Source organism: Marivirga tractuosa DSM 4126 (assembly GCF_000183425.1).
Classification (GTDB): domain Bacteria; phylum Bacteroidota; class Bacteroidia; order Cytophagales; family Cyclobacteriaceae; genus Marivirga; species Marivirga tractuosa.
The window spans coordinates 2,281,879-2,304,736 of the sequence record NC_014759.1 but is presented as its reverse complement, the minus strand read 5'-3'; the positions used below and the strand labels follow the sequence as shown (position 1 = coordinate 2,304,736).

Annotated in this window: 16 protein-coding genes; 8 read left to right on the top strand and 8 right to left on the bottom strand. The window is 35.5% G+C overall.

Features of this window, described 5'->3' with window-relative positions; genetic code table 11:
- Window positions 1–97 precede the first annotated feature (97 nt).
- Complete coding sequence (locus FTRAC_RS09590; RefSeq protein ID WP_013454042.1) at window positions 98–1,201, bottom strand: Glu/Leu/Phe/Val family dehydrogenase; 1,104 nt, start codon at window positions 1,199–1,201, stop codon at window positions 98–100.
- A 381-nt stretch (window positions 1,202–1,582) separates the two neighbouring features.
- Between FTRAC_RS09590 and FTRAC_RS09585 the strand changes: the two genes are divergently transcribed.
- Window positions 1,583–3,373: an ABC transporter ATP-binding protein gene (locus FTRAC_RS09585; RefSeq protein ID WP_041649680.1), complete on the top strand. Its 1,791-nt coding sequence runs from the start codon at window positions 1,583–1,585 to the stop codon at window positions 3,371–3,373.
- Between the two features lie 143 nt (window positions 3,374–3,516).
- Complete coding sequence (locus FTRAC_RS09580) at window positions 3,517–3,945, top strand: Fur family transcriptional regulator (RefSeq protein ID WP_013454040.1); 429 nt, start codon at window positions 3,517–3,519, stop codon at window positions 3,943–3,945.
- On the opposite strand, the gene FTRAC_RS09575 is transcribed toward FTRAC_RS09580, so the two are convergent.
- The 4 genes from FTRAC_RS09575 to FTRAC_RS09560 all read right to left on the bottom strand — a co-directional run bounded on the left by FTRAC_RS09575 (window position 3,942) and on the right by FTRAC_RS09560 (window position 7,437).
- The gene (locus FTRAC_RS09575) at window positions 3,942–4,331 is read right to left on the bottom strand and encodes a hypothetical protein (RefSeq protein WP_013454039.1); all 390 of its coding nucleotides are present in this window, start codon (window positions 4,329–4,331) and stop codon (window positions 3,942–3,944) included. The two genes, FTRAC_RS09580 and FTRAC_RS09575, sit on opposite strands and share 4 nt — an antisense overlap.
- A 193-nt stretch (window positions 4,332–4,524) precedes the next feature.
- Window positions 4,525–5,286, bottom strand: coding sequence for an ABC transporter ATP-binding protein (locus FTRAC_RS09570; protein WP_013454038.1), 762 nt, complete (start codon window positions 5,284–5,286; stop codon window positions 4,525–4,527).
- Window positions 5,279–6,271: an iron ABC transporter permease gene (locus FTRAC_RS09565; RefSeq protein ID WP_013454037.1), complete on the bottom strand. Its 993-nt coding sequence runs from the start codon at window positions 6,269–6,271 to the stop codon at window positions 5,279–5,281. The genes FTRAC_RS09570 and FTRAC_RS09565 overlap by 8 nt, the downstream gene beginning before the upstream one ends.
- 26 nt (window positions 6,272–6,297) lie before the next feature.
- Entirely contained in the window at window positions 6,298–7,437 is a 1,140-nt protein-coding gene (locus FTRAC_RS09560; RefSeq protein ID WP_013454036.1) for an ABC transporter substrate-binding protein, read from the bottom strand.
- A 658-nt stretch (window positions 7,438–8,095) separates the two neighbouring features.
- Between FTRAC_RS09560 and FTRAC_RS09555 the strand changes: the two genes are divergently transcribed.
- The 6 genes from FTRAC_RS09555 (at window position 8,096) to FTRAC_RS20165 (ending at window position 17,652) form a co-directional block, all read left to right on the top strand.
- Entirely contained in the window at window positions 8,096–8,806 is a 711-nt protein-coding gene (locus tag FTRAC_RS09555) for a 2-phosphosulfolactate phosphatase (RefSeq protein ID WP_013454035.1), read from the top strand.
- 74 nt (window positions 8,807–8,880) lie between these two features.
- Window positions 8,881–10,956, top strand: a complete 2,076-nt coding sequence (locus FTRAC_RS09550) for a hypothetical protein (RefSeq protein WP_013454034.1) — start codon at window positions 8,881–8,883, stop codon at window positions 10,954–10,956.
- A gap of 240 nt (window positions 10,957–11,196) precedes the next feature.
- The gene (locus FTRAC_RS09545; RefSeq protein ID WP_148230066.1) at window positions 11,197–12,498 is read left to right on the top strand and encodes a M23 family metallopeptidase; all 1,302 of its coding nucleotides are present in this window, start codon (window positions 11,197–11,199) and stop codon (window positions 12,496–12,498) included.
- Window positions 12,499–12,557: 59 nt separating this feature from the next.
- Window positions 12,558–14,846 (top strand): patatin-like phospholipase family protein, encoded by a 2,289-nt coding sequence (locus FTRAC_RS09540; protein ID WP_013454032.1) that lies wholly within the window; start codon window positions 12,558–12,560, stop codon window positions 14,844–14,846.
- 95 nt (window positions 14,847–14,941) lie between these two features.
- Window positions 14,942–15,628 (top strand): OmpA family protein, encoded by a 687-nt coding sequence (locus tag FTRAC_RS09535; RefSeq protein ID WP_013454031.1) that lies wholly within the window; start codon window positions 14,942–14,944, stop codon window positions 15,626–15,628.
- 8 nt (window positions 15,629–15,636) lie between these two features.
- Complete coding sequence (locus FTRAC_RS20165; protein WP_013454030.1) at window positions 15,637–17,652, top strand: OmpA family protein; 2,016 nt, start codon at window positions 15,637–15,639, stop codon at window positions 17,650–17,652.
- Window positions 17,653–18,075: 423 nt separating this feature from the next.
- Here the strand turns inward: FTRAC_RS20165 and FTRAC_RS09525 are convergent, their stop codons facing one another.
- The 3 genes from FTRAC_RS09525 to FTRAC_RS09515 form a co-directional block, all read right to left on the bottom strand.
- The gene (locus FTRAC_RS09525) at window positions 18,076–18,369 is read right to left on the bottom strand and encodes a DUF6787 family protein (RefSeq protein WP_013454029.1); all 294 of its coding nucleotides are present in this window, start codon (window positions 18,367–18,369) and stop codon (window positions 18,076–18,078) included.
- A 105-nt stretch (window positions 18,370–18,474) separates the two neighbouring features.
- Window positions 18,475–19,788: a TolC family protein gene (locus tag FTRAC_RS09520; RefSeq protein ID WP_013454028.1), complete on the bottom strand. Its 1,314-nt coding sequence runs from the start codon at window positions 19,786–19,788 to the stop codon at window positions 18,475–18,477.
- 6 nt (window positions 19,789–19,794) lie between these two features.
- Complete coding sequence (locus FTRAC_RS09515) at window positions 19,795–22,854, bottom strand: efflux RND transporter permease subunit (protein ID WP_013454027.1); 3,060 nt, start codon at window positions 22,852–22,854, stop codon at window positions 19,795–19,797.
- Window positions 22,855–22,858 lie beyond the last annotated feature (4 nt).

The window sequence follows — 22,858 nt, the reverse complement described above, 5'->3', positions numbered from 1 at the left end:
CCTTCTGTTCAGCATAATTCAGTAATAAAAAGAACGGTAATAAAATAAAATGGGAAGGCAAACTCTTGCCTTCCCTGTAAAATTAGTAATTCAGATTTTAGTAAGCTAATTTAACTTTTCCCATGTCTGCCATTCGCTTGTCAGCAATTTCAATAGCTGCTTGGTGCGATGAGATACCTTCTGCTTCAGCTTTATTCAAAATTTCTAAGCATTTGTCATAGATTTTTTCAGTTTGCTCTAAAGCCAGAGGTTTATTGTAATTTTTCATCAATTCAGGGAAAATATTGATAATTCCACCTGCATTTACCAAGAAATCTGGTGCATAATAAATGCCTTTATCCATTAGCATTTTGCCGTGTCTTGTTTCATCAGCTAATTGATTATTGGCAGCACCCACAATTACTTTGGCCTTTAATCTTTGAATGGTGTCATCATTTATGGTTGCACCCATTGCACATGGTGCATAAATATCAGCATCTACATCGTAAATCATTTCAGGTTGCACCACTTTAACGTTGTGCTTGTCAGTTACCCTTTTAATATTGCTTTCATTTATATCGGTAATAGTAACTTCTGCACCTTCTTCAATTAAATGATCAACTAAATAATGACCAACCTGACCAACGCCTTGAACGGCAATTTTCTTCCCTTGCAAGCTGTCAATCCCAAAGGCTTTGTTAACAGTTGCTTTTAATCCCATGTAAACACCAAAAGCAGTAACAGGGGATGGGTCACCACTTCCTTTCATAGATTCAGGCAAGCCCATCACGTTTTTGGTCTCGTATGAGATGTGCACCATGTCGGAAGTATTCATGTTCATATCTTCAGCAGTGATATATCTGCCGCTTAAGCTGTCCACAAATCGTCCGAATCTTCTTAAGAAAGCTTCATTCTTTAATTTTTTAGGATCTCCGATGATGACTGCTTTTCCTCCTCCTAGATTTAAACCAGAGATAGCAGCTTTATAAGTCATCCCTCTTGATAAACGGAGCACATCGATCAAAGCTTCTTGATCATTTTGGTAAGTCCACATTCTTGTTCCTCCTAGCGCAGGCCCTAAAATGGTGTTGTGAATAGCAATAATGGCTTTCAAGCCAGTTGGTTTGTCGTAGCAATAAACCACTTGTTCATGCCCCATTTCAGCTATAGTATTGAATGCTGAGAATGTTTTTTGTGCTTCTTGTTCATTTAATTCAACCATCTTGGAATTAATTTAATGTCTTTATGTCGTTTCCGTTTCCCCTAGCTTTTTGGGAATTCATGCGCAAAAATAATGGAATTATTCGGGCAAATCAATTTTCTTTAAAATTGTATAAATCTAATATTAATCAAATAAAAAATTGATTCTGCAAAATGATGGTTTATCTAAATACGTTTGTGTAAAATTTAATTTTGCTTGTGGAAGTTTAGCAGTATTTTGTAAATTGTAAGGCTACGGTAAATAATTTGAATCTTTTAGATAAATAGACCTAAAAATCAAAGCAATCCGTAAGTGGAATAGTATATTTGCAAATAATATCTTCAGTCTTGGGGTTTAGACTTTTACTTTGAACCATCTACTTTATCAAACGTTGTAATTTTCGTGCAAGAATTAAAACATCTAAATAAGTACCTTTTAAAATACAAGTATCTGCTATTGCTGGGCATAATTTTTATGATTGTGTCCAATTTTTTTGCAGTATTTCCTGCTCAGGTGGTGCGCTATGCCTTCAATTTGGTGAAGGAAAATATTGAAATGTACCGCATGTTCGAAAATTTTGAATTGCAGTCCAATTATTATGAGATTTTTGCCTCTGCTATCCTGATTTATGGAGGCATTATCATTTTACTAGCACTGGGTAGAGGATTATTTCTCTTTTTAGTGAGGCAAACCATTATTGTAATGTCACGCCATATTGAATATGATTTGAAAAATGAGATTTATAACCATTATCAGAAATTACCATTAAGCTTTTACAGAAGAAATAATACCGGTGATATCATGAACAGGATATCCGAGGACGTAAGCAAGGTTCGAATGTATTTAGGGCCTGCCATAATGTATTCGGTTAATTTGGTGACCCTTTTTTGTATTGTAATTCCTATCATGTTTTCAGTGAATGCCACTCTGACATGGTATTCATTAATCCCCTTACCCTTCCTTTCAGTAAGTATCTATTTTGTAAATAATCTGATCAACAAACGCTCAGAGGAAATCCAGCAAAGTCAATCTCAGTTGTCAACTTTAGTTCAGGAAGCATTTTCGGGAATTAGGGTTTTGAAAGCATTTGTAAGAGAGGAAGATTCGTTACAAAACTTTACAAAAGAAACAAATAATTATAAATTCAGGGCATTAAAATTAACCTTTATTCAAGCCCTATTCTTTCCTCTCATTATGGGTATGGTAGGATTAAGTGTGATATTGGTTGTTTACATTGGCGGAGTAGAGGTTATGAATGGCGCAATTAGTGCTGGAAATATTGCAGAGTTCATTATTTATGTGAATTTATTGACTTGGCCCGTAACTTCAGTGGGTTGGGTAACCAGTATAATTCAAAGGGCAGCGGCTTCTCAAAAGCGTATAAATGAATTTTTGGATACAAAAACAGAAATTGTTTCTGATAAAAATCTTGAGAAAGATATTATCGGTGAAATCCGCTTTGAAAAGGTGAGCTTTACTTATCCTGATAGCGGAATAAAGGCATTAAAAAAGGTCAGTTTCTCAGTAAAGCAAGGTGAAACCCTAGCGGTTATTGGAACTACAGGGTCTGGGAAAAGTACGATCGCCAATTTAATTACTCGAATGTATGACCCTACTGAAGGTGATATTACTATTGATAATATTCCTATTGCTGATTTTAAAGTAGAAAATTTAAGAAGCCAAATAGGTTATGTTCCGCAAGATGTATTTCTGTTTTCGGATTCCATTCGTAATAATATCAGTTTTGGCAGTACGGGGCTAAATGAAGAACAGATTCTTAAGGCCTCTAAAGATGCTGATCTTCACAACAATATTTTAGATTTCCCTAAAGGATATGATACTGAATTAGGGGAAAGAGGAATTACATTATCTGGTGGTCAGAAGCAGCGAGTTTCCATTGCCAGAGCTATTGCCAGAGATCCTAAAATCATGATTTTGGATGATGCACTTTCAGCTGTTGATACCAAAACAGAAAATGCTATTCTAAACGCATTGAAAAAGATAATGGAAGATCGAACCAGTGTCATCATTTCTCACAGGGTGAGTTCCGCTAAACTGGCAAACCACATCATAGTTTTGCATGATGGTGAAATTGTTGATCAGGGGACCGAAGCTCAGCTTTTAGAAAGGGAAGGGCCTTATAAGGAATTATACAATAAGCAATTGCAGGGAGAAAGTGTTGAAAAGGAATAAAAATAGTATTTTTTTTGACTAAAATAGACATTTGATAAAATTATGTCTTTCGTTTATTCGGCAGATATTCAGCAAAAGCAAAGGCATTGCGTTTATTTGAATTTTCTGTTAATTTTCCGATATTTGAAGTAGAATAGAAAGCAATGGAAACCACAGTGAAAGCAGAAAACATATTGAAATCTAATGGTTTGCGTAAAACGCAGATCCGCTTGGAAATGCTTCAGATTTTCATGGGTTCGAAACATGCTTTATCTGTTAATGATATAGAGAAAGACTTAAAATCAAGTCATGATAGAGTGACGATTTATAGAGCTTTGAATTCTTTTGAAGAAAATGGGATTTTGCATCAAACTCCTGATCCAAATGGTAATATGCGCTACGCTATTTGTTCTGATAGTTGCCCTGAACACGTTCATCAAGACAAACATGCCCATTTTATTTGTGAAGAATGTAATCAAACTTACTGCTTGGAGGATGTAAAAATTCCTGATGTTCAATTAGAAAATGGATACCAATTGAACAGCATAAGCTATACAATGAATGGGGTTTGCAAAGAATGCCAGCTAAATTAATCCTTCGCAAGGAGCCAGCTTTCGGCTTCCTCTGTATCCTGAAAAATTTTAAAATCAAATCCTCTTTTTTGGCAAATAGAAGCCCAGAAACTACCAATTTCTTCAGTTCTAGCATTAATGATAATAGCCATCTTAACTTTTCTGAAATCAGTTAATTTTAATTCGAAAACTTTCAGCAAGTTGAAAGCTTCGTTGTGGGGCATTTTGAATATAGTTTTAGTGTAATCTAATAGGATTAGTTCTTTTTTTGAAGATTGAATTGCATTATGAATTTTTTCAGCATTTCGCAGAACTACACCAAAATCAGAACGATCGCCCTCACTGACAACTTTCAGATAGTATTTCTCTTCGCTGATTTTAATAGTCTTGTTAAAAAAGTTTCTCACGGTTTAGTTGATAGTACGTTGTAAAACTTCAAAATTAATTATAATTCTTGGATTTTTTTAAGATAGGCGGTCGATTAAATAACGGATGTAACATTTTTATAAAAAAATCAATCTGTGGCTATAGGGAGTTTTTATAACTATTCATAATGACTTCCTGTGCTCTTTTTCTCTCAAAAGGGCTTTTATTTAGTATTCAGTTTTTCAATTTCTGTAAATAAGGAAATGTTCTTTCAATTTCCTTTCGTGAAATTAATTCTTGAGGTGATCCTGTTATTATATTCTCCCCACAATTTGCAAGCCATAGCTCATCAGACATTTTGAGTGCCATTTCTACCTGATGAGTACTCATTAAAACAGACTTTTGTGTTTCATCAACTAATTTTCTTAGTAATTCCATTACAGCAAAACGGTTATTAGCATCCAAATGTACAGTGGGTTCGTCCAATAGCATTAGATCTCCGTCTTGAGCCAGTGCTCTTGCAATCATAGCTTTTTGTAATTGACCGTCACTTATTTCGAAAATATTGGCATCTTTCAAATAACCAATAGCACAAAGATGGATGGCTTCTTCTACTTTTTCATGATCATGACTTCTTAATTTACCTGTCCAGTTGGTATGTGGATATCTTCCCATTTCAACTAATTCTCGCATATTGAGATTTCCACCTTGAATTCTATCAGTCAGAACCAAGCTTATTTGTCTGGCAAGTTCTTTGGAATCGTATTCATTGATATTTCTTTTTGCAAGTAATATTTTTCCGAACAAAGGTTTTTGAAGATTGGCAAGGGTACGAATCAACGTGCTTTTCCCTACTCCATTTGCTCCCAGCAACGCAATGAATTTACCTTTTGGAATTTCCAGATTTAGATTTTCCATCAAGACATTTTTCTCTTGACCATTTTTGTAGCCAACAGAAAGTTGAGAAAGGGTCAATATCGAGTTGAGATTATCCAAAATTCTTGCTTATATTTTTTCTTCTTAAAATTAGCCAAATCACGACTGGTGCTCCAAATAAGGAGGTGACGGCATTGATAGGCAAGATTAAATCAATGCCTGGCAGTTGAGCAATTAAGTCGCAAATCAACAATAGGCAAGCCCCTAAAAGTAAAGTTGATGGAACAAGGATAAAATGATTAGAAGTTTTGAAAATGATCCGGCTTATGTGCGGCACAGCTAAGCCCAGAAAAGCTATAGGACCACAAAAGGCGGTAACTATTCCCGCCAAAATACTGGTAGAAATGACTAAAAATAATCTCACATATTGAATTCTTAAACCCATGCTTTGAGCATAATTTTCACCCATCAATAAGGCATTTAATGGTTTGGCTTGCCAGTAACCTAATAAAATTCCAATGATGATAACAGGAATGAAAATTTGCAGTTCTTCCCAACTCAAATTGCCAGTCGCTCCGAATGTCCAAAATAGGAAATTTTGTATATCTTCTGCAGTACTGAAATATTGCATTATGCTAACAATGGCGGAAGTAAATGCTCCAAACATTAAGCCCACCAATAGGAGGGACATACTATCTTTCAAACGTATTGATACCAAAACCACCAAAAGTAAAACGGCAGAAGAGCCAATAATAGAAGCTATTGCCATTCCCCAATAAGCAAAAGCGCCATTAACACCAACGCCTAATAAAACTAAAATTGCCACCCCCAAACTTGCTCCAGAACTAATTCCTAGAACAAAAGGTCCTGCTAAAGGATTTCTAAAAAGCGTTTGCATTTGTAAGCCTGCGAATCCTAGTGCCGCACCAGCAAACATAGAAGTTAGAGCCTTGGGCAAGCGGTAAGATTGAATAATGTGATAATTGGCACTATCCTTCAAGCCATTCCCCAACAGTATTTCCAATATTTCACTAAATGGAATAACTACTGAGCCTAAACTAATTGACAATACAAAAATTACTGCCAAGATTGGTAGCAGTATCATAATCAATTGATATTTTGTCAATGTTTTCAAGGCTTCAATGGCTGGAAATAGGTGCTTTCTCCTTCAGGTAATAAGGAAGGATGCAAAATCTTTAAATAATCTTTCAGGATTAAATCAGGTCGCATATAACCAGATTCTAAAAAGTCATTAGCTCCGTTTTTGTTGACTCTTTTAGTGTAGGAATAAATCTCTCCATTTTCAAAGCTATCAAATAATGAATAGTTGGTGTTGCTGTTTTTCAATTCTTCTAATTTAGTAAAAGAAGCTGCTCCAATCCAGAAATCTGCTTTTTTAGCTTTTTCTAGAACCGATTCAAAGCTTAATTCTATACTGCCAGTTTTTGGATTATCCGACCATAAATATTTTCCGCCAGCATCTTCAATAAATTTGGCAGCAAAGCTTTCGCCACCTGGAACATACCAAACATCTCCGTACATCACTCCAGTCATAACAGAAGGCTTTTGATTCGCCTTTTCAGCTATTTTTTTAGTGGCTAGATAATTTTCTTCAATACTTGTAAAGAGGCTGTCTCCTTCATTATATTTATCGAGGATAACTGCGGTAAGTTTAAGCCATTCTGCTCTACCTAGTGGGCTGTTTTCCAGATAATCAGCATTTAAAATCACTGGAATTCCTGATTTTTGGATTGGTTTTAATTGTTCAAAGCTGCTACCCATGGTGTAGCCCATAACCAAATCAGGCTGTAAACTCATCAAAACTTCAATATTTACACCGCTTTTTTGTCCTACATCTCTTAAACCTCCATTATTTGCGGAGGCTAGCAAAGCTTCTTCATAAATATATTGAATTCCTGGAAAGCCAACTACAGTTTCACTTTTATTCAGTGCTGTAAATGCAGGTAAATGATTGGTGGAAAGACAAACTACTTTTTCAATGGGAATTGAAATAAAGGCATCAGCTTCTATCTCAGGCTTCTCATTTCTATAGAATATATAATTGAATTGAATGCTGTCAGGAGAAGCAGCTTGAATTACTTTCACTTTATAATAATCTGCAAATTCCTCTATGCTTAGGTTTTGACTATATTGAATCAGCTCTTTCCCTTTTTGAACATCAGACTGTTCTTTAGGGGCATCACAAGCTATTGTAAACAATATCGCAGTTAGGAAGTAAAGTTTAATATATAGCTGTTTAATATTTTGCACGAATTTCACTATTTATACCGGAATAATAAGCTGTTCATTGACCGCAAAATTAATGAAAATGACGGGTTTACCTATTCGGATATATTTAGAAGTTGCTTTTTATTTTCCAGAGACTATTCTTAAAAGAAAATATGTTAGCAGGCGTCTTTGACGCTTAAAAGGTCTCGCATAACCTGTCCCGCACTGTTGATATCATTAAGTTAAGCTTTGTATGAAATTGAATCCTTTTTAAATTCTTATCTTACTTGAGTGATTTTTATTTTTTTAGTCCTGAAAGGACGTCATATTATAACACAGGGTGAAGCCCTGTGTTATAAACAAACTCACTCCAAAGCCCTGAAAGGGCGTAATATTGCACCCTTTCAGGGCTTTTGTAGCCAGATTATTTTATGTAGGGCTTTCACCATACCTTATGATATATCAGCCCTTCGGACCTAAAAGTAAACAGTAATTTGCTACATTTAACTGGAAGATATATTTAGCTTTTTCTGGATTTAATCCTTAATTTATTTTAAGCCAAAGGCTGACCAGAATTTGGCTGGAAAGATTGAGATGGCTTGAGGTTACAAACAACTCAAACTCGAATGAAAGGATTCTTAGAGGGATAAATTCAAATTTATTTGCAATTTTTGCATTTCAACTCAGTTAAATCCAAATAATGAAGAATATAGATGTTTGCTTAACGCCAGACCTATTGCACCAATATGAACTGGAGAATAAGATTGTAGTGGTGGTGGATATTTTGCGCGCCACTTCCTGTATGGTGAGCGGATTGGCAAATGGCGTTAAAGAAATCGTGCCAGTAGCAACTTTAGAGGAATGCAAAGCTTTGCAGGAGACAGGTTATTTGGCTGCAGCAGAAAGAAACGGAAGCAAAGCAGAAGGTTTTGATATGGGAAATTCCCCTTTTGAATATATGGATGAAAAAGTGCAAGGTAAAAAGGTAGCGGTTACTACCACTAATGGAACACTTGCCATATCAAAAAGCCTAAAAGCAAAAGAAGTTCTGATTGGGGCTTTTTTGAATTTAGAAGCTGTAACCAACTATCTTAAAAACAAAGAGGAAGACATTATAGTATTATGTGCAGGCTGGAAAGGAAAATTTAATTTAGAAGATACACTTTTTGCTGGAGCACTTTGCCATCAATTAAAAAGTGATTTCCAATTTGCCTGCGATGCTCCATTAGCAGCAGAAGCAATGTATTTGACAGCTCGAAAAGATATGATAAAGTATATGGAAGATTCTTCTCATGCAAAAAGATTGGCCAAGTTGAATGTTAAAAAAGATATTTCTTATTGTATTCAGGAAAGTATTTATGATGTAGTCCCGTATTTATCGGGAAAGGCTTTGGTGGCTTTAACTACCTAAAAACAGCACTGCTTGAAAGCTTTATAAAAATTCTTTTTAATAATGATGATAAATGATAAAATTAGCCAACTGATATGTTAAAAACTGCTTACTCTCCTTATTGGCTTATTTTATGTTTAGTTCTGGGCTTAGCTTACGCTTACTTGCTGTATAGTCGTAAAAAAGAACCTTGGACTCCAGTATGGAATAAGGTACTTTTTGCGTTACGCTTTTTGGTGGTGAGTCTGATTGGCTATCTTTTTTTAGAACCTTTTTTAAGTATTCAGAAAACTACTTCAGAACCATCCAAAATCGTATTTCTTTGGGATGATTCCGAGTCAGTTGATAAAAGCGAAAGCGGTTTACAATCTTATTGGCAAAATTTGCAAGCGCTCCGGATTGACTTAGAAAAAGAAAAAGGAGTTGATATTCCTGTCATAGATCTAGACGGGAATGATTTGTCTGGGCAGGACAGTATCCAAAATGGGAGGAAAACCAGCCCTCTAAATGCTGCAATTAAAAATGTAGCCGAGAATTTTGATAATGACCTGATCTCTGAAGTCATCCTTTTTTCAGATGGAATTTATAATCAAGGCATTTCTCCAGATTATTATGCATTTCCTTTTCAATTATCCACAGTTGGCTTAGGAGATACAACCCAAAAGAAGGATATTAATTTACAACAAATTAGATATAATAAGGTAGCTTACGAGGGTAATCAGTTTCCTATAGAAGCAGATATTCTGCACTCAGGCTTTTCGGGTAGAAACACTAGGGTGTTTCTACGCAATAATGGCGAGGTAATTGCCCAAAAAACAATTCAATTTGAAAATGAACAACAGGTGTCGACAGTTCAATTTCTAGTAGATGCAAAAAAAACAGGCTTTCAGGATTATAAAGTGGAGGTGGAAGTTTTGGAAGATGAATTCAATGCTCAGAATAATACTAAAAATGCCTACATCAATATTGTGGAAGGGAAAAAGAATATTTTACTTTTAGCTCCATATCCTCACCCAGATATTAAGGCTCTTTCTGCAGCCATAGAAGGAAATCAAAATTATGATTTCACTTTGGCTATTGCCGGAATCAGTGAGGATCAAATTAAAAATATAGAGGAGTACGATCTTGCAATTTTATTCCATCTTCCCAACATAGCTAATTCTTTCGATGCTGAAATAAGGAGGTTGAAAATTTCGGAGATGCCATTATGGTTTATTACAGGCCCAAAATTGAATATTAGACGACACAATGAATTGAATGAATCTGTGAATCTGACACCTTCTTCAGAATCAGATGAAGCCTTTGCGGTTGTCAATTCAAATTTTGACTTGTTTGAATTGAGTAATGAGCAGCAAGAGGTGTTGGGAGATTTGCCGCCTGTTTCTATGCCATTTGCAAAGCATGATTTTCATCCTTTGTCAAGAGAACTATTCCTTAAAAGGGTAGGGAATGTTAATACAGAAGAGCCTGTTTTTGTTTTTTATAACAATAATGACATTAGACAAGCAACACTCTTAGTCCAAAATTTCAGGATTTGGCGTATGGTGGAGTTTCTAAACACCCAAGGCCACGATTTTTTTGATGATTGGGTGATGAAAAGCATTCGTTATTTAACAGCAAAAAATCAGAAAGACCGCTTTAAAGTGTTTCCAAAAAAAGAGGCTTTTGCTGATAATGAAAAGCTTGAGTTTCAAGTAGAGATGTACAATGAAGTGTATGATCGCATATATGGAATTCCAGTTCAATTGCAATTGAAATCTTCAGAAGATAGTGTTTTTAATTATGAATTCACCCCCGACCGATTGAAGCCAGACTTTGTACTTGGAAATTTGCCTGGCGGAATTTATGAATATACCGCATCTACCAAGATTCAAGGTAAAGGATTTGAAAGTATGGGGCAATTTGTAGTGGAAGAGTTTGATATGGAAAGTCAAAATCTTCAAGCCAACTTTAAACTATTGGAAAGAGTGGCAGATAAAAATCAAGGTCAATTTTTTAATTCCAGCCAAACAAATGAATTACGCGATTATTTAAATGCTAAAGAATATTCTAGAGTACTTAGCGGGGAAAGTGAAACCGTACCACTTACCCAAAACATAATCCCTTATTTATTAATTTTCATTTTGGTTTTTGGTGAATGGTTTATCAGAAGATATTTCGGGTCGTATTGATTTAATTTGATTTAAACTGATATTAATCATAGATTTTAAATTATTTTCTAACAAGGGATAAAATGATTAAAAATTTATGTGATTTACCCATAGCTAAGCCGTAATTTGTTTTTACATTTAGAAAAATATCAATTAAATGCTTTAAATTTTAAATCATTACTTTAAAATATTGTAGCTAATCCATTGGTTTTTAATAAAATATAATAATATTGCAATCAGCAAATAATAGGTGAGAATAAAATGATGAGAAAAATACTGAGCACAGTCGTTGTTTTGGCTGTCATGTCGCTAGCTTATTTTTACACATTTGAATATAATTCAATAGGAGAAATTCAATCCAAAATTGAGACAACGTCAGATTCTTTAGCCTCTGAACCTTTACAGATGGCTCCTACTATTTTGTATGGTATGGTAGTAGATTCTTTTCAAGTAGAGGAACATGCCGTAAAACGGAATCAAAGTATTTCTGATATTTTGTTAGCCTACAATGTATCACACCAAACTATTTTTCAGTTAGCCAATTTATCCAAAAATGTGTTTGATGTTAGGAAAATAGCTCCTAATAAAAAGTATACTGTCATTTACCAGGAGGAGGATTCTTTTCCATCAGCCAAAGCGCTGGTTTACGAGCCAAACCCTGAAGAATATGTGGTTTTCAATTTAAAAGATTCAATAAAGGTTTATGTAGAGAAAAGACCTGTTACAATCGAGGAAAAATCGATTAGTGGAACAATTAGTTCTTCTCTTTACGAAGAAATTTTGAACAATGGAGGCACTCCAGAATTGGTCGATTTAGTGGCCGATATGTATGGATGGCAAATTGATTTCACTAAAATTTATCCAGGAGACCAATTTAAAGTACTGTATAGAGAAAGGGTTATTGATGGAACACCTGTAGGGATAGAAGAAATAATAGGAGCCGAACTAGTGCATTATAACAATCCGTTTTTGTCCATTGCATTTGACCAAGGCGATGGAGTTGATTATTTTGATGAAGAAGGTAAAAGTTTAAGAAAAGCATTTTTACGTTATCCAGTAAAATTTACAAGAATTAGTTCAAGGTATACTGCAAAGCGGTATCACCCAGTCCAAAAGAGATATAAGGCTCATTTAGGAACTGACTATGCTGCGCCAAATGGCACGCCAATTTATGCAGCGGGCGATGGAGTGATTACCAAGGCACAATATGAAAAATATAATGGGAGAAATGTAAAAATCCGGCACAATGCTACATATTCAACTCAGTATTTGCATATGTCACGTATTGCAAGTGGCATTAGACCAGGAGGAAAAGTAAAGCAGGGTCAATTGATTGGCTATGTTGGATCAACAGGATTAGCCACTGGGCCTCATCTATGCTACCGTTTTTGGAAAAATGGAAGACAGGTGGATGCCATGAAAGTAGATTTACCGCCTTCTGAACCTATTAAAGAAGATTACTTATCTAATTTCAATCGTTATAAAGGATTTGTAAAATCTAAATTGGATAAAATCCCTTATCCTGAAAGTGAAGAAGAAGTTTTAATGGCCGGGATGCAATAAAAATGGATTCAGTTCTTTATCTTTTGACTTTAACATAAAGAAGATAAATACTGAACCACATGAATTGCGCAAAAAGCTTTCTGCTTTTCATATTTTTAATCACTATCAACCACTCACTTTTATCTCAAAAAGTAGGTTTGGTACTAAGCGGTGGAGGAGCTAAAGGCTTAGCTCACATCGGAGTACTAAAAGCATTAGAAGAAAATGATATTCCCATAGATTACATTGTTGGTACATCAATGGGTGGGGTAGTAGGAGGTTTTTATGCTTCTGGCTACAATGCTTTTGAAATAGACTCCATTGCGAGGTCTCCGGAATTTCAAAGCTGGATAAACGGCACATTTCCTGATAATTTTAATACTTTCTATTTTGAAGGGGCTCCAAACCCTAGCTGGCTGGAAATTAATTTAGGAGTAGATTCTACTTTTGAAGCAAATTTTCGGCCCCAGGTAGCAAATGATTTGATATTGAATTTCACTTTAGCTGAATTTACGGCTAAGGCCAACCAGGTTGCTGGAGAAGATTTTAATAAGCTTTTTGTTCCATTTAAAGCAGTAGGAGCTGAAATCTTTACTCAAAAGTCTATTTATATGGATTCCGGCAAGTTAGGAGAGGCTTTGCGTGCGACCATGTCAGTCCCTTTTGTGTACAAGCCAGTTAAAATAGATGGTAAATTTATTTTTGATGGGGGTATATATGATAATTTCCCCGCCACTTACATGCGTGAAGCATACCAGCCTGATTTTCTTATCGGAGTAAATGTATCAACCAAGATTTTTGAGGAGTACCCAGAAAATGATAAAAAGTTGATTTCTACATCCTTATTATATATGATAATGGATAAAGTTGACCCTAAGGACTTAGGAGAGGAGCACGCATTTATTGAACCCAATCTGGAAGGCATAACTGGATTTGATTTTTCAAAAGCTTCCCAAATCATTGATAGCGGATATGCTGCAGCAACAAAGGTGATGCCAAGTCTACTAAAAAGTATTGAAGAGCGAAGATCACAAGAAGAATTAAAAAAGGAGAGGAAGACCTTTAAGGAAAATATGAAGCCTTTAAAGTTCTCTGCTTTTGGATTCACTGATTTTCGAGATGACGAAAGAAATTATATTAAGAAAATCATTAATCCATTAGATAAAAATGAATTGGACATAGCAGAATTGAAAGCTAATTATTTTCGGTTAGTAGCAGATCCTTATTTTAGTAGTGTATTCCCTGCAATTGGTTTTGATTCAGCAAGCCAGCATTATAAATTTGATTTATCATCTGAAGGTGAAGAAAACCTCCGTCTTAATTTTGGTGGTAATGTAGCCAGTTCGGGTTTAAGTAATTTTTATTTGGGCGCAGGATTTGACCATTTAAATTATTTACTGTTTAACCATAATACTTCACTTAGCATAGGACAGTTTTACAAAAGTTTTCAATATAATCTAAAAATTCAATTTCCTTTTGGCTATCAATTTTATGCAGAACCATTTTTTAAATATAATGGATGGGATTTCTTAAATACAGGAAATTTTCTTGACAACAGAAGAGTCATTCCTATTAATCAATTTGATAGGAACTACGGTGTTAAAATTGGTATACCAATTTTTGATAGGATGAAGTTAGAATTCAAAAGCAGCTTGTTAAGGAAGGTGAATGAATATACCAACAATCAAGATTACATTACTACCGATACATTGGATTTTAACAGGTTTTATGGCTTAAATCATGACTTGACACTTTCATACTCTAACTTAAATGATAGAATCTTCCCGACAAGCGGTAGTAAAATTGCTGTGAGCTTATCCCATAATTATGGCGTGGAAACTTTTATTCCTGGCTCAACTTCCGAACAAGAAGAAAATGAAACAGAGCATAATTGGTTTCAACTTAATGCTGAAGTCGAAAAATACTATTCATTAAAATTTGGAGATTTAGGTTTTTCTTTAACAGCTAAAGCCTCTAATCTAAAAACTTTTTCAAATTATAGAGGCACCTTATTGAACACACCAGCCTATAGTCCAACATTTGAAAGTTTAGGTTTATATCTTGAAAATTTCCGTTCTCCTTTATTTATGGCCGGAGGTCTGAAGTATCAGATTAAGCTGTATAAAGATTTTCATTTTCGCTTAGAAGGACATGCCTTTAAGCCACTTATTATTTGGGAAGAAAATGAAGCAATAGTTAGTAGAAGTGGGTTGGTACCTAATTATAACTTTTCTGGCATGGGGGCTTTATTTTATCAATCGCCAATTGGACCTATAAGTGTTTCCGGACATTATTATGATGATCAAACACCCTTCCTTTTATTATTTAATATAGGGTATTTGATGTTTAATAAGAAGCCACTCGAATAGAATTCCAATATTTTCATCGAATAATCTCATATTTCCCAATTATAAAAGTTAGTTTTGCACAATTATTTTAATAAAAATTCAATAGAAATTACCATATGAAAGGTTTGTTCTTTAAATTAAGTTTTGTTTTGCTATTTTGCTGTCAATTAGCTTATGGACAGCCGGGTAGTAATTGGATTTCATTGGATGGAAAAGTCATTAACGAGGCATTGGAAAGCCCTATTGAGGCGAAAATAACTTTAGAAAGTTTGCCTTATGGAGGCGATATAAGAGTTTTCCATTCCAAGAAAGAAACAGGTGATTTTTCATTTAAAGTTAAAGAGAATAACGATTATAAAGTAAAAGTAGAGTCAGAAGGGTACATAACAATTGAAGAAGAAATCGCTGTTAAAGAAGATATGGATCAATTGGTTTTCTCCCTTATGCCATCAGGTGCTGGAGCTATTTTAAGATTAGACATAAATTTTAAGCAAAGCAAAGCAGAAATACTTGAAAACTCATATGGCGAACTGGATAAATTGCTCAATATGATGAAGGAGTATCCGAATATGGAAATTCAATTGGAAGGACATACGGATTTCCGTGGAAGTGCTTCTGCGAATATGCGATTAAGCGAAAAAAGAGTTAACGCTGTTAAATCTTATTTGACTTCCAAGAACGTAAGTTCTGATAGAATAAAAACAAAAGCGTTCGGTGGTACCCAACCTCTTAGTAGAGAAAGTACTGAAGAAGCAAAGTTAAATAATAGAAGAGTAGAAGCTCGAATATTGAAGGCTGAATAGAAAAAACAATGAAAAGACAATTACCACTACTGTTAGTATTTCTAATATTTTGCACATCTTTTTATCAATCTAATGCTCAAGATGCGAATTGGGCAGATAGAATTATAGAGTATTCTTCTGAACTGGAAGAAACACAATATTCTGTAAAGCAGCTATTGGGCAAACCAAATGTTTATCCTTGGGGTGAAGGTAGTCCAAGTGCGTGGACTCCAAGTAGGCCAGGAAGAGATGAATTTGTGAAGGTTGGTTTCGATAACCCTAAGCCTATCAGACAAATTGCCATTGCTGAATCTTATAATCCAAGTGCCTTAACAAAAATATTCTTCTACGATGAGGCAGGGAATGAATACCTAATGATCGAAAGAGAGCCTGTAATTGTAAATCAGCCAGGTAGGTTTCTTCGATTATTTACGGAGCTCACTGATTTTAATGTTGCGGCTGTTAAGCTGGAATTTGACGGAAATGCAGTGCCAGGATATTACAGTATCGATGCTATTGGAATAACGGATTCTGAAACTCCTATAGACTTACAGTTGGAATTGGTTCCTAATGTAAAAGAGGAATTAGTTTCTGAGAAATTAGATGAAAGAGTGAATAGTCCATATGAGGAACTGAAGCCTATTTTAAGTCCAGATGGAAAGCAATTATTCTTTGGTAGGAAATTTCATCCAGACAACGTAGGCGGGATAGAGGATTATGAAGATATATGGGTTAGTGATTTGGATACGGTTAGCAATGAGTGGCAAGAAGCAAAGAACTTAGGAGAACCACTTAATAGTGACGGGCCAAATTGGGTTAGCTCCATCACCCCTGACGGGAATACAATGGTCTTATTGATTGGAAATAAATATGATGAAAAAAGAGATAAGATGTTTTCTGGTGTTTCAGTAAGTTCTAAAGCAGGAGATTCTTGGTCTAAACCAGAAAGCCTAGAGATAGATGATTTTTATAACATGGCAGAAAAAGCCAACTTTTATTTAGCTAACAGTCGGAAGACACTAATAATGTCTATCAAAAGAGATGATTCATTTGGTGATAGAGATTTATATGTGAGTTTTGAAAAAAGGGATGGCACATGGACAGCCCCTATGAATTTGGGCGAAAATGTAAATTCTGCAACAGATGAGACTTCTCCTTTTTTGGCAGCTGATGATAAAACTTTATTCTTTTCTTCATCTGGATATATAGGGTTCGGAAAAAATGATATTTATATGACTCGCAGATTGGATGATACTTGGCAAAATTGGAGTGAGCCCTACAATATGGGGCCTCAAGTGAATTCCAGTGGAGATGATTTGTTTTTTAGTATGCCGGCAGAGGGAAATTTTGCCTACTACACAAAGGAAGATTCTGTAGGTGATATGAATATTTACCGTTTACCAATGCCATTATTTAATGAGTTAGATCCAGTTATTACAATTTCAGGCAGAGTGGTTGATATGGAAACGCAAAAGCCATTGGCTGCAATTGTTTCTTATGAGACACAAGATGGAGTAGAAGTGGGTAAGGTGGAAACGGATCCTACTACTGGTGAGTATGAAATTACACTTCCGGCCGGGCAAGAATACCAATACATCGCAAAAGTGAAGGGATATTTGCCAATTAGTGAAAATGTTGATTTAACTAATCAGAAGGAATCAAAAAGCTTTAATAATGATATGATTATGGCTCCTATTAAAGAAAAGGCCGAGATCGTTTTAAATAACGTGTTTTTTGCTTTTGATAGTCACGAATTGTTAGGCAGCAGTAAGTCTGAGCTGAATAGAATGGTGGAGGTAATGAATGATAACAGCCAGATTGAAGTAGTTATCATTGGCCATACTGACAGCACAGGTCCAGAGGAATATAATCAAGTGCTTTCAGAAAAAAGAGCTCAATCAGTGGTTAATTATTTAACGCAGAACGGTATTGATGAGGAACGATTGGAATATTTAGGTAAAGGAGAAAATGAACCAGCTTATCCAAACGATACTCGAGAAAATAGAGCTAAAAATAGAAGAGTAAACTTTAAGGTGGAGCGTTAAAGCCCTCTAGCCCCAAAAGGGGAAATTAGAGCCCCCTAACCCGCCAGCTGGCGGGGAATTGGCTGCATCAATTGTTGAGACATGGGAGAAAATAGTTGGCAGCTAAGTGCTAAATGAGGGATGAATAGCACTTAGGTCAGTGCTGTAGGTCAGACCAGACCTAAATTGTACAGTGCTACTGCTACTAGTGTTTATCGTAAATAAATTTATATTTTATAATTCGTCTTGTTTCTTAAAGCTACTAAAGGTTTTTTTAATGAAGCCAAGGAAGTAGAAGGAAATTCGGTCTGACGCTTTTACAAAGTAGAATTGAAATATTGGACTATCTCAGAACTACTTTCTTCTATTGTAACTACTTAGCTGTTCAAGCAATTCCCAAAAGGCTTATATGAAAAGTAGTTTAGAATTTTAACTAAAATCAGCTTATTTATTTTTTCTTTTAAATCGGCTAAAGGTTTTTTTGACAAAGCCAAGGAAGAATTTACTTTGCCCAAATATGAAACCGTAGAAAAGAAGAATAATGAAATATACGGGTAGAATGAGGATATAGTAAATGGTTGTAAATATCCAATTTCTTTCTTCTTTTGCAGCTATTAATGACAAGATGGGTTCCTTTAAAAACATCACGGTAAACCCTGTGCAAGCAAATACTATTAAGACAATAAATACTTGCCATCCAGACTTTAGTTCCCATCTATTTTTTAATTTCTCAAACATTTGTTTTGATTTTGCCCAAAGATAAGGTCAGTTGCTTACAATGATTAGGAAATATTGTATAAAAGAGATTCGGGCAATTAAAATCTTTTTAAAAACATACTTTATTTAATTGACTTCATCTTTATTGAGTAAATTCCCGCTAATGGCTAAAAGATTGATTTCGGCTTGTTTGGCCAAGAAGATGGCATTAAGCAAACGACTTTCCGCTTCTATTGAATTGAGTTGAACTTCTCTTAACTCAATTGCATTGGAACGGCCTACTCTGTATCTTTCTATTGCAATCTCAGCGTTCTCTTTGGCTACTTCCAAATTATCTTTTTCCAGTTCAATTAAATCTAGTTTGTTTCTATATCTCACATAGGCAGAGGATAGATCACCGGTCAATTGATTTTCTAATTCCTCCATCGCAATAGCATTATTATCAACAGCTATTTGTGTAGTTTGATTTCTTCTGGATCTGTCAAGTCTGTCAAAAATTCTCCATGAGAGACTTAAGCCATAATTAACACCTATGGATTGATTTTGCAATAAAAAGCCAGCTTGGGAATTGAAATTAGTATAACCATAACCTAAATTGAAATCAAGTTGAGGCAACAATTCAGTCATAACGGATTTATTCTGTAGCTGCAGTATATTCTCTTGCTGCATCAGTGCAAGCAATTGCTTGTTCCTTTCGGTCAAATCATCAATTAACATATTTAACTGTAAACTTTCATCAATTTTCATGCTGTCCGTGGCTAGTAATTCTTGATTTGGGTCTTGACCTAATAGTAAGTTAAGTGCTACTCTTGCTTGTTGTTTTATTTCCTCTTGATTTAATAAATTGCTCTTATCTGTGTTTAAATCTACTTTTGCTGAGAGCAATTCTGTTTTAGAAAATTTACCCACTTCATAATTAGCCTCGGCAATTTCTAACCTTTGCTCTGAGAGCTCCACAGCTGATTGCAAAACGGAATATTGATATTGCTCGTAGACCAATTCAAAATAAGATTGAATGATACTCCCTAAAGTATTTTCAATTACTGCTTGTGTTTCAAATCGACTTTGATTTCGCTCCAATTGGAGAGATTTGTAATCCAAAAACATTTTTGTTCCATCGAATAAGGTCCAAGTAAGATCACCACGAATATTAAAATTATTTGATCGAGCACCATCCAACTCATTGGTATCCCCAGTTCTAAATTGTTGGCTAACATTTTCTACATCAAAGTTTCTGGCTCCAGTAACATCTACTATCGGTAGAAAACCAGCAAAAGCATAATTGGAATTTATGATGGCCACCTTTTCAGTGTTTTTAGAAGTCCTGATGGAAAAGTTTTTCTCCATCCCAGTTGTAATGGCTTCGTTTAAGCTGATGTTTTGGGCACTGAGGGAGAATCCCAAAAACATTAAAAAAGATAAACTTATATACTTTATCATAAAAATTTAAGATTCAACACGTGATACACGTGCATGTTTACTAGCGAAAAAAGAATAAATAGCTGGAATAACATATAGCGTTAAACCGGTTGCGAATATCAGACCTCCAATAATTGCGATCCCCATAGAAACCCTACTTTCCGAACCTGCACCTAATGCTAGTGCGATTGGTAAAATCCCTAAAATAGTAGAGAGTGCTGTCATCAATATAGGTCTGAACCTAGATTTTGCAGCTTCAGTAATTGATTCATTAAGACTCAATCCTTGTGCTTTTTTCTGATTAGCAAATTCCACTATCAGAATGGCATTTTTCGAAACTAGCCCTATGAGCATGATAATTCCAATCTGACTAAAAATATTTAAGGTTTCACCGAATAGCCACAGTGATAGAAATGAACCACCCACTGCTAATGGGACTGTAAATAAGATAATGACTGGATCTCGAAAGCTTTCAAACTGCGCTGCCAATACTAGATAGATTAAGATAATAGCAAACCCGAATGCAAATAATAAACTAGATGAACTTTCAAAGTAATCTAATGATGCTCCTGACAAAGAGGTGCTATAAGTTTCATCTAAAACCTCAGCGGCTATGGCATCCATTGCCTCAACTCCATCTCCAATTGTTTTACCTGGTGCTAAACCTGCAGATAAAGTTGCTGAGATGTATCTATTGTAGCGATACAAAGAAGGAGGAGTAGAGCTTTCCCCTAAAGTGACCAAATTGTCTAATTGTAGCATTTGACCATTTTCAGCACGAACATATAGTGACCTTAAATCTACTGGGGCATTTCGATCATTTCTTTGGACTTGTCCAATTACTTGATATTGTTTACCATCCATTATGAAATAATCAAAACGCTGACCACTGAGCCCTAACTGAAGAGTTCTAGCTACATCAATTACCGAAATACCCAATGAACGAGCTTTTTCCCTATCGATTTGAATATCAATTTGCGGTTTAGTGAATTTTAAATCTTGATCTACTATAGTGAAGGTAGGGTTATTACTCGCTTTTTCTATGAATGCTGGGAGTACTGCTTGCAGTTTATCCAAAGAAGTTGCCTGAATTACATATTGGATAGGTAATCCGCCTCTTCTACCTCCAATTGTTTGTTGCTGAAATGCAAAAGCCTTTGCAGCAGGAAACTCATTCAAAATGGGAGTGTATTCATCATAGAGTTGTTGTTGACTTTTTTCTCTTTCTGAGGCATCAACAAGCATAATTCTCATAAAACCGGAGTTGGTTCCTTGAGTACCAAATCCTGGTGAAGTAACAGATATTAATCCGTCAGTAGGTAAAGTGTCCATCGTCACTTCTACCAAATTATCAATATACTCTCCCATATATTCAAAAGTGGCTCCTTCAGGGCCAGTAGTGCTTACTGAGATCATCCCTCTATCTTCTAATGGGGCTAATTCAGAAGGGAGGGTTTTAAATAAACCGTATATTAAACCAACTGCTCCAAGGAACAATAAGATCCCCATCCATCTCACTTTCATGAAGCCATCCAAACTTCTAGCATAACCTTTATTTAGCCAAACAAAGAAAGGCTCTGTTTTTCTGTAGAACCAATTATGGCGCTCTCTTCTTTTTAATATTCTACTACTCATCATTGGCGTCAATGAAAGCGCCACAAATGAAGAGATCATCACTGCAGTCGCCACTACTACCCCAAACTCACGGAATAATCGACCTGTGATTCCTTCCAGAAAGATTACGGGCATAAATACTGCTACTAGTGCCACAGTTGTAGCAATTACAGCAAAGAATATTTCTACAGCTCCTTTTTTTGCTGCTTCCATCGGTTCCATTCCGTCCTCTACTTTAGTGTATATGTTCTCCAATACCACAATGGCATCATCCACTACAAGTCCGATGGCTAAAACAATTCCCAATAAGGTTAAAACATTGATGGAGAATCCTGCCAAATACATAACGAAAAATGTACCAATCAAAGCAACTGGAATCGTGGCAATTGGGATAACGGTTGTTCTCCAATCTCTTAAAAAGGCGAAAATGATTAAGATAACAAGTAAGAATGCAATAATGATCGTTTGCTGTACCTCATTTATGGATTCTCTGATGTATTCTGTTTGATCAAATCCGATCCCCAGATTGATATCTTCAGGTAAGTCTTTTTTAATATTATCAACCCTTTTATAAAATTCATCGACAATATCGATACTATTAGAGCCGGGCTGAGGTATTAAAACAACACCCACCATCGGAATTCCATCCCTTTTCAGTACCGTCCTCATATTAAGAGGACCTAATTCAGCATATCCAATGTCGGAAAAGCGAACAAAACTATTATTGCTTTCGGCAATTATGAGGTCATTGAATTCTTTCTCGGTAGATAACTGCCCTTGCGTTTTAACTACTAGCTCAATCATATCCCCTTCAATACTTCCTGAAGGTAGTTCTACGTTTTGGCTTTCTACGGCATTTAATACATCCAATGGTGTTAATTGATAGGCGGCTAATTTGATGGGATCCATCCATAGTCGCATGGCATATCGCTTTTCTCCCCAAATCCTGACTTCACTAACTCCAGAGATGGTTTGTAGCCTTTCTTTAAAGGTATTTTCAGCAATCGCAGATAACTCCAATAAGCTTCTTTGCTCGCTATTTATATTCAAAAAAACGATGGGGTCGGAATCGGCATCGGCTTTATTTACTGTAGGTGGTTCGGCATCTTCCGGCAATCTTCTTCTAGCTCCTGAAACTTTATCTCGTACATCATTTGCAGCAGCTTCTAAATCCTCACTTAAATTAAATTCAATTGTAATTCTACTTCTTCCTTCAGCACTGGTAGAAGTGATGGTTCTAATACCGGCAATTCCATTTACAGCCTCTTCAAGCGGTTCCGTGATTTGGGATTCCACTACATCGGCATTCGCACCCGCATAATCTGTGGTTACGGTTATAATTGGAGGATCCACGGACGGATATTCCCTTACACCTAAAAAATTAAAGCCGATAAAGCCAAAAATCAAGATAACCAGTGAAAGCACAATGGCTAAAACCGGTCTTTGAATACTTACTTCTGATAATGATGCCATTGTT

Bases quoted from the DNA above. Each gene is read 5' to 3' on its own strand.
- FTRAC_RS09550 (WP_013454034.1), top strand. From the start codon at position 8,881: ATGTTAAAAACTGCTTACTCTCCTTATTGGCTTATTTTATGTTTAGTT.
- FTRAC_RS09535 (WP_013454031.1), top strand. From the start codon at position 14,942: ATGAAAGGTTTGTTCTTTAAATTAAGTTTTGTTTTGCTATTTTGCTGT.
- FTRAC_RS09590 (WP_013454042.1), bottom strand. From the start codon at position 1,201: ATGGTTGAATTAAATGAACAAGAAGCACAAAAAACATTCTCAGCATTC.
- FTRAC_RS09580 (WP_013454040.1), top strand. From the start codon at position 3,517: ATGGAAACCACAGTGAAAGCAGAAAACATATTGAAATCTAATGGTTTG.
- FTRAC_RS09525 (WP_013454029.1), bottom strand. From the start codon at position 18,369: ATGTTTGAGAAATTAAAAAATAGATGGGAACTAAAGTCTGGATGGCAA.
- FTRAC_RS09520 (WP_013454028.1), bottom strand. From the start codon at position 19,788: ATGATAAAGTATATAAGTTTATCTTTTTTAATGTTTTTGGGATTCTCC.
- FTRAC_RS20165 (WP_013454030.1), top strand. From the start codon at position 15,637: ATGAAAAGACAATTACCACTACTGTTAGTATTTCTAATATTTTGCACA.
- FTRAC_RS09565 (WP_013454037.1), bottom strand. From the start codon at position 6,271: ATGATACTGCTACCAATCTTGGCAGTAATTTTTGTATTGTCAATTAGT.
- FTRAC_RS09545 (WP_148230066.1), top strand. From the start codon at position 11,197: ATGATGAGAAAAATACTGAGCACAGTCGTTGTTTTGGCTGTCATGTCG.
- FTRAC_RS09540 (WP_013454032.1), top strand. From the start codon at position 12,558: ATGAATTGCGCAAAAAGCTTTCTGCTTTTCATATTTTTAATCACTATC.
- FTRAC_RS09515 (WP_013454027.1), bottom strand. From the start codon at position 22,854: ATGGCATCATTATCAGAAGTAAGTATTCAAAGACCGGTTTTAGCCATT.
- FTRAC_RS09555 (WP_013454035.1), top strand. From the start codon at position 8,096: ATGAAGAATATAGATGTTTGCTTAACGCCAGACCTATTGCACCAATAT.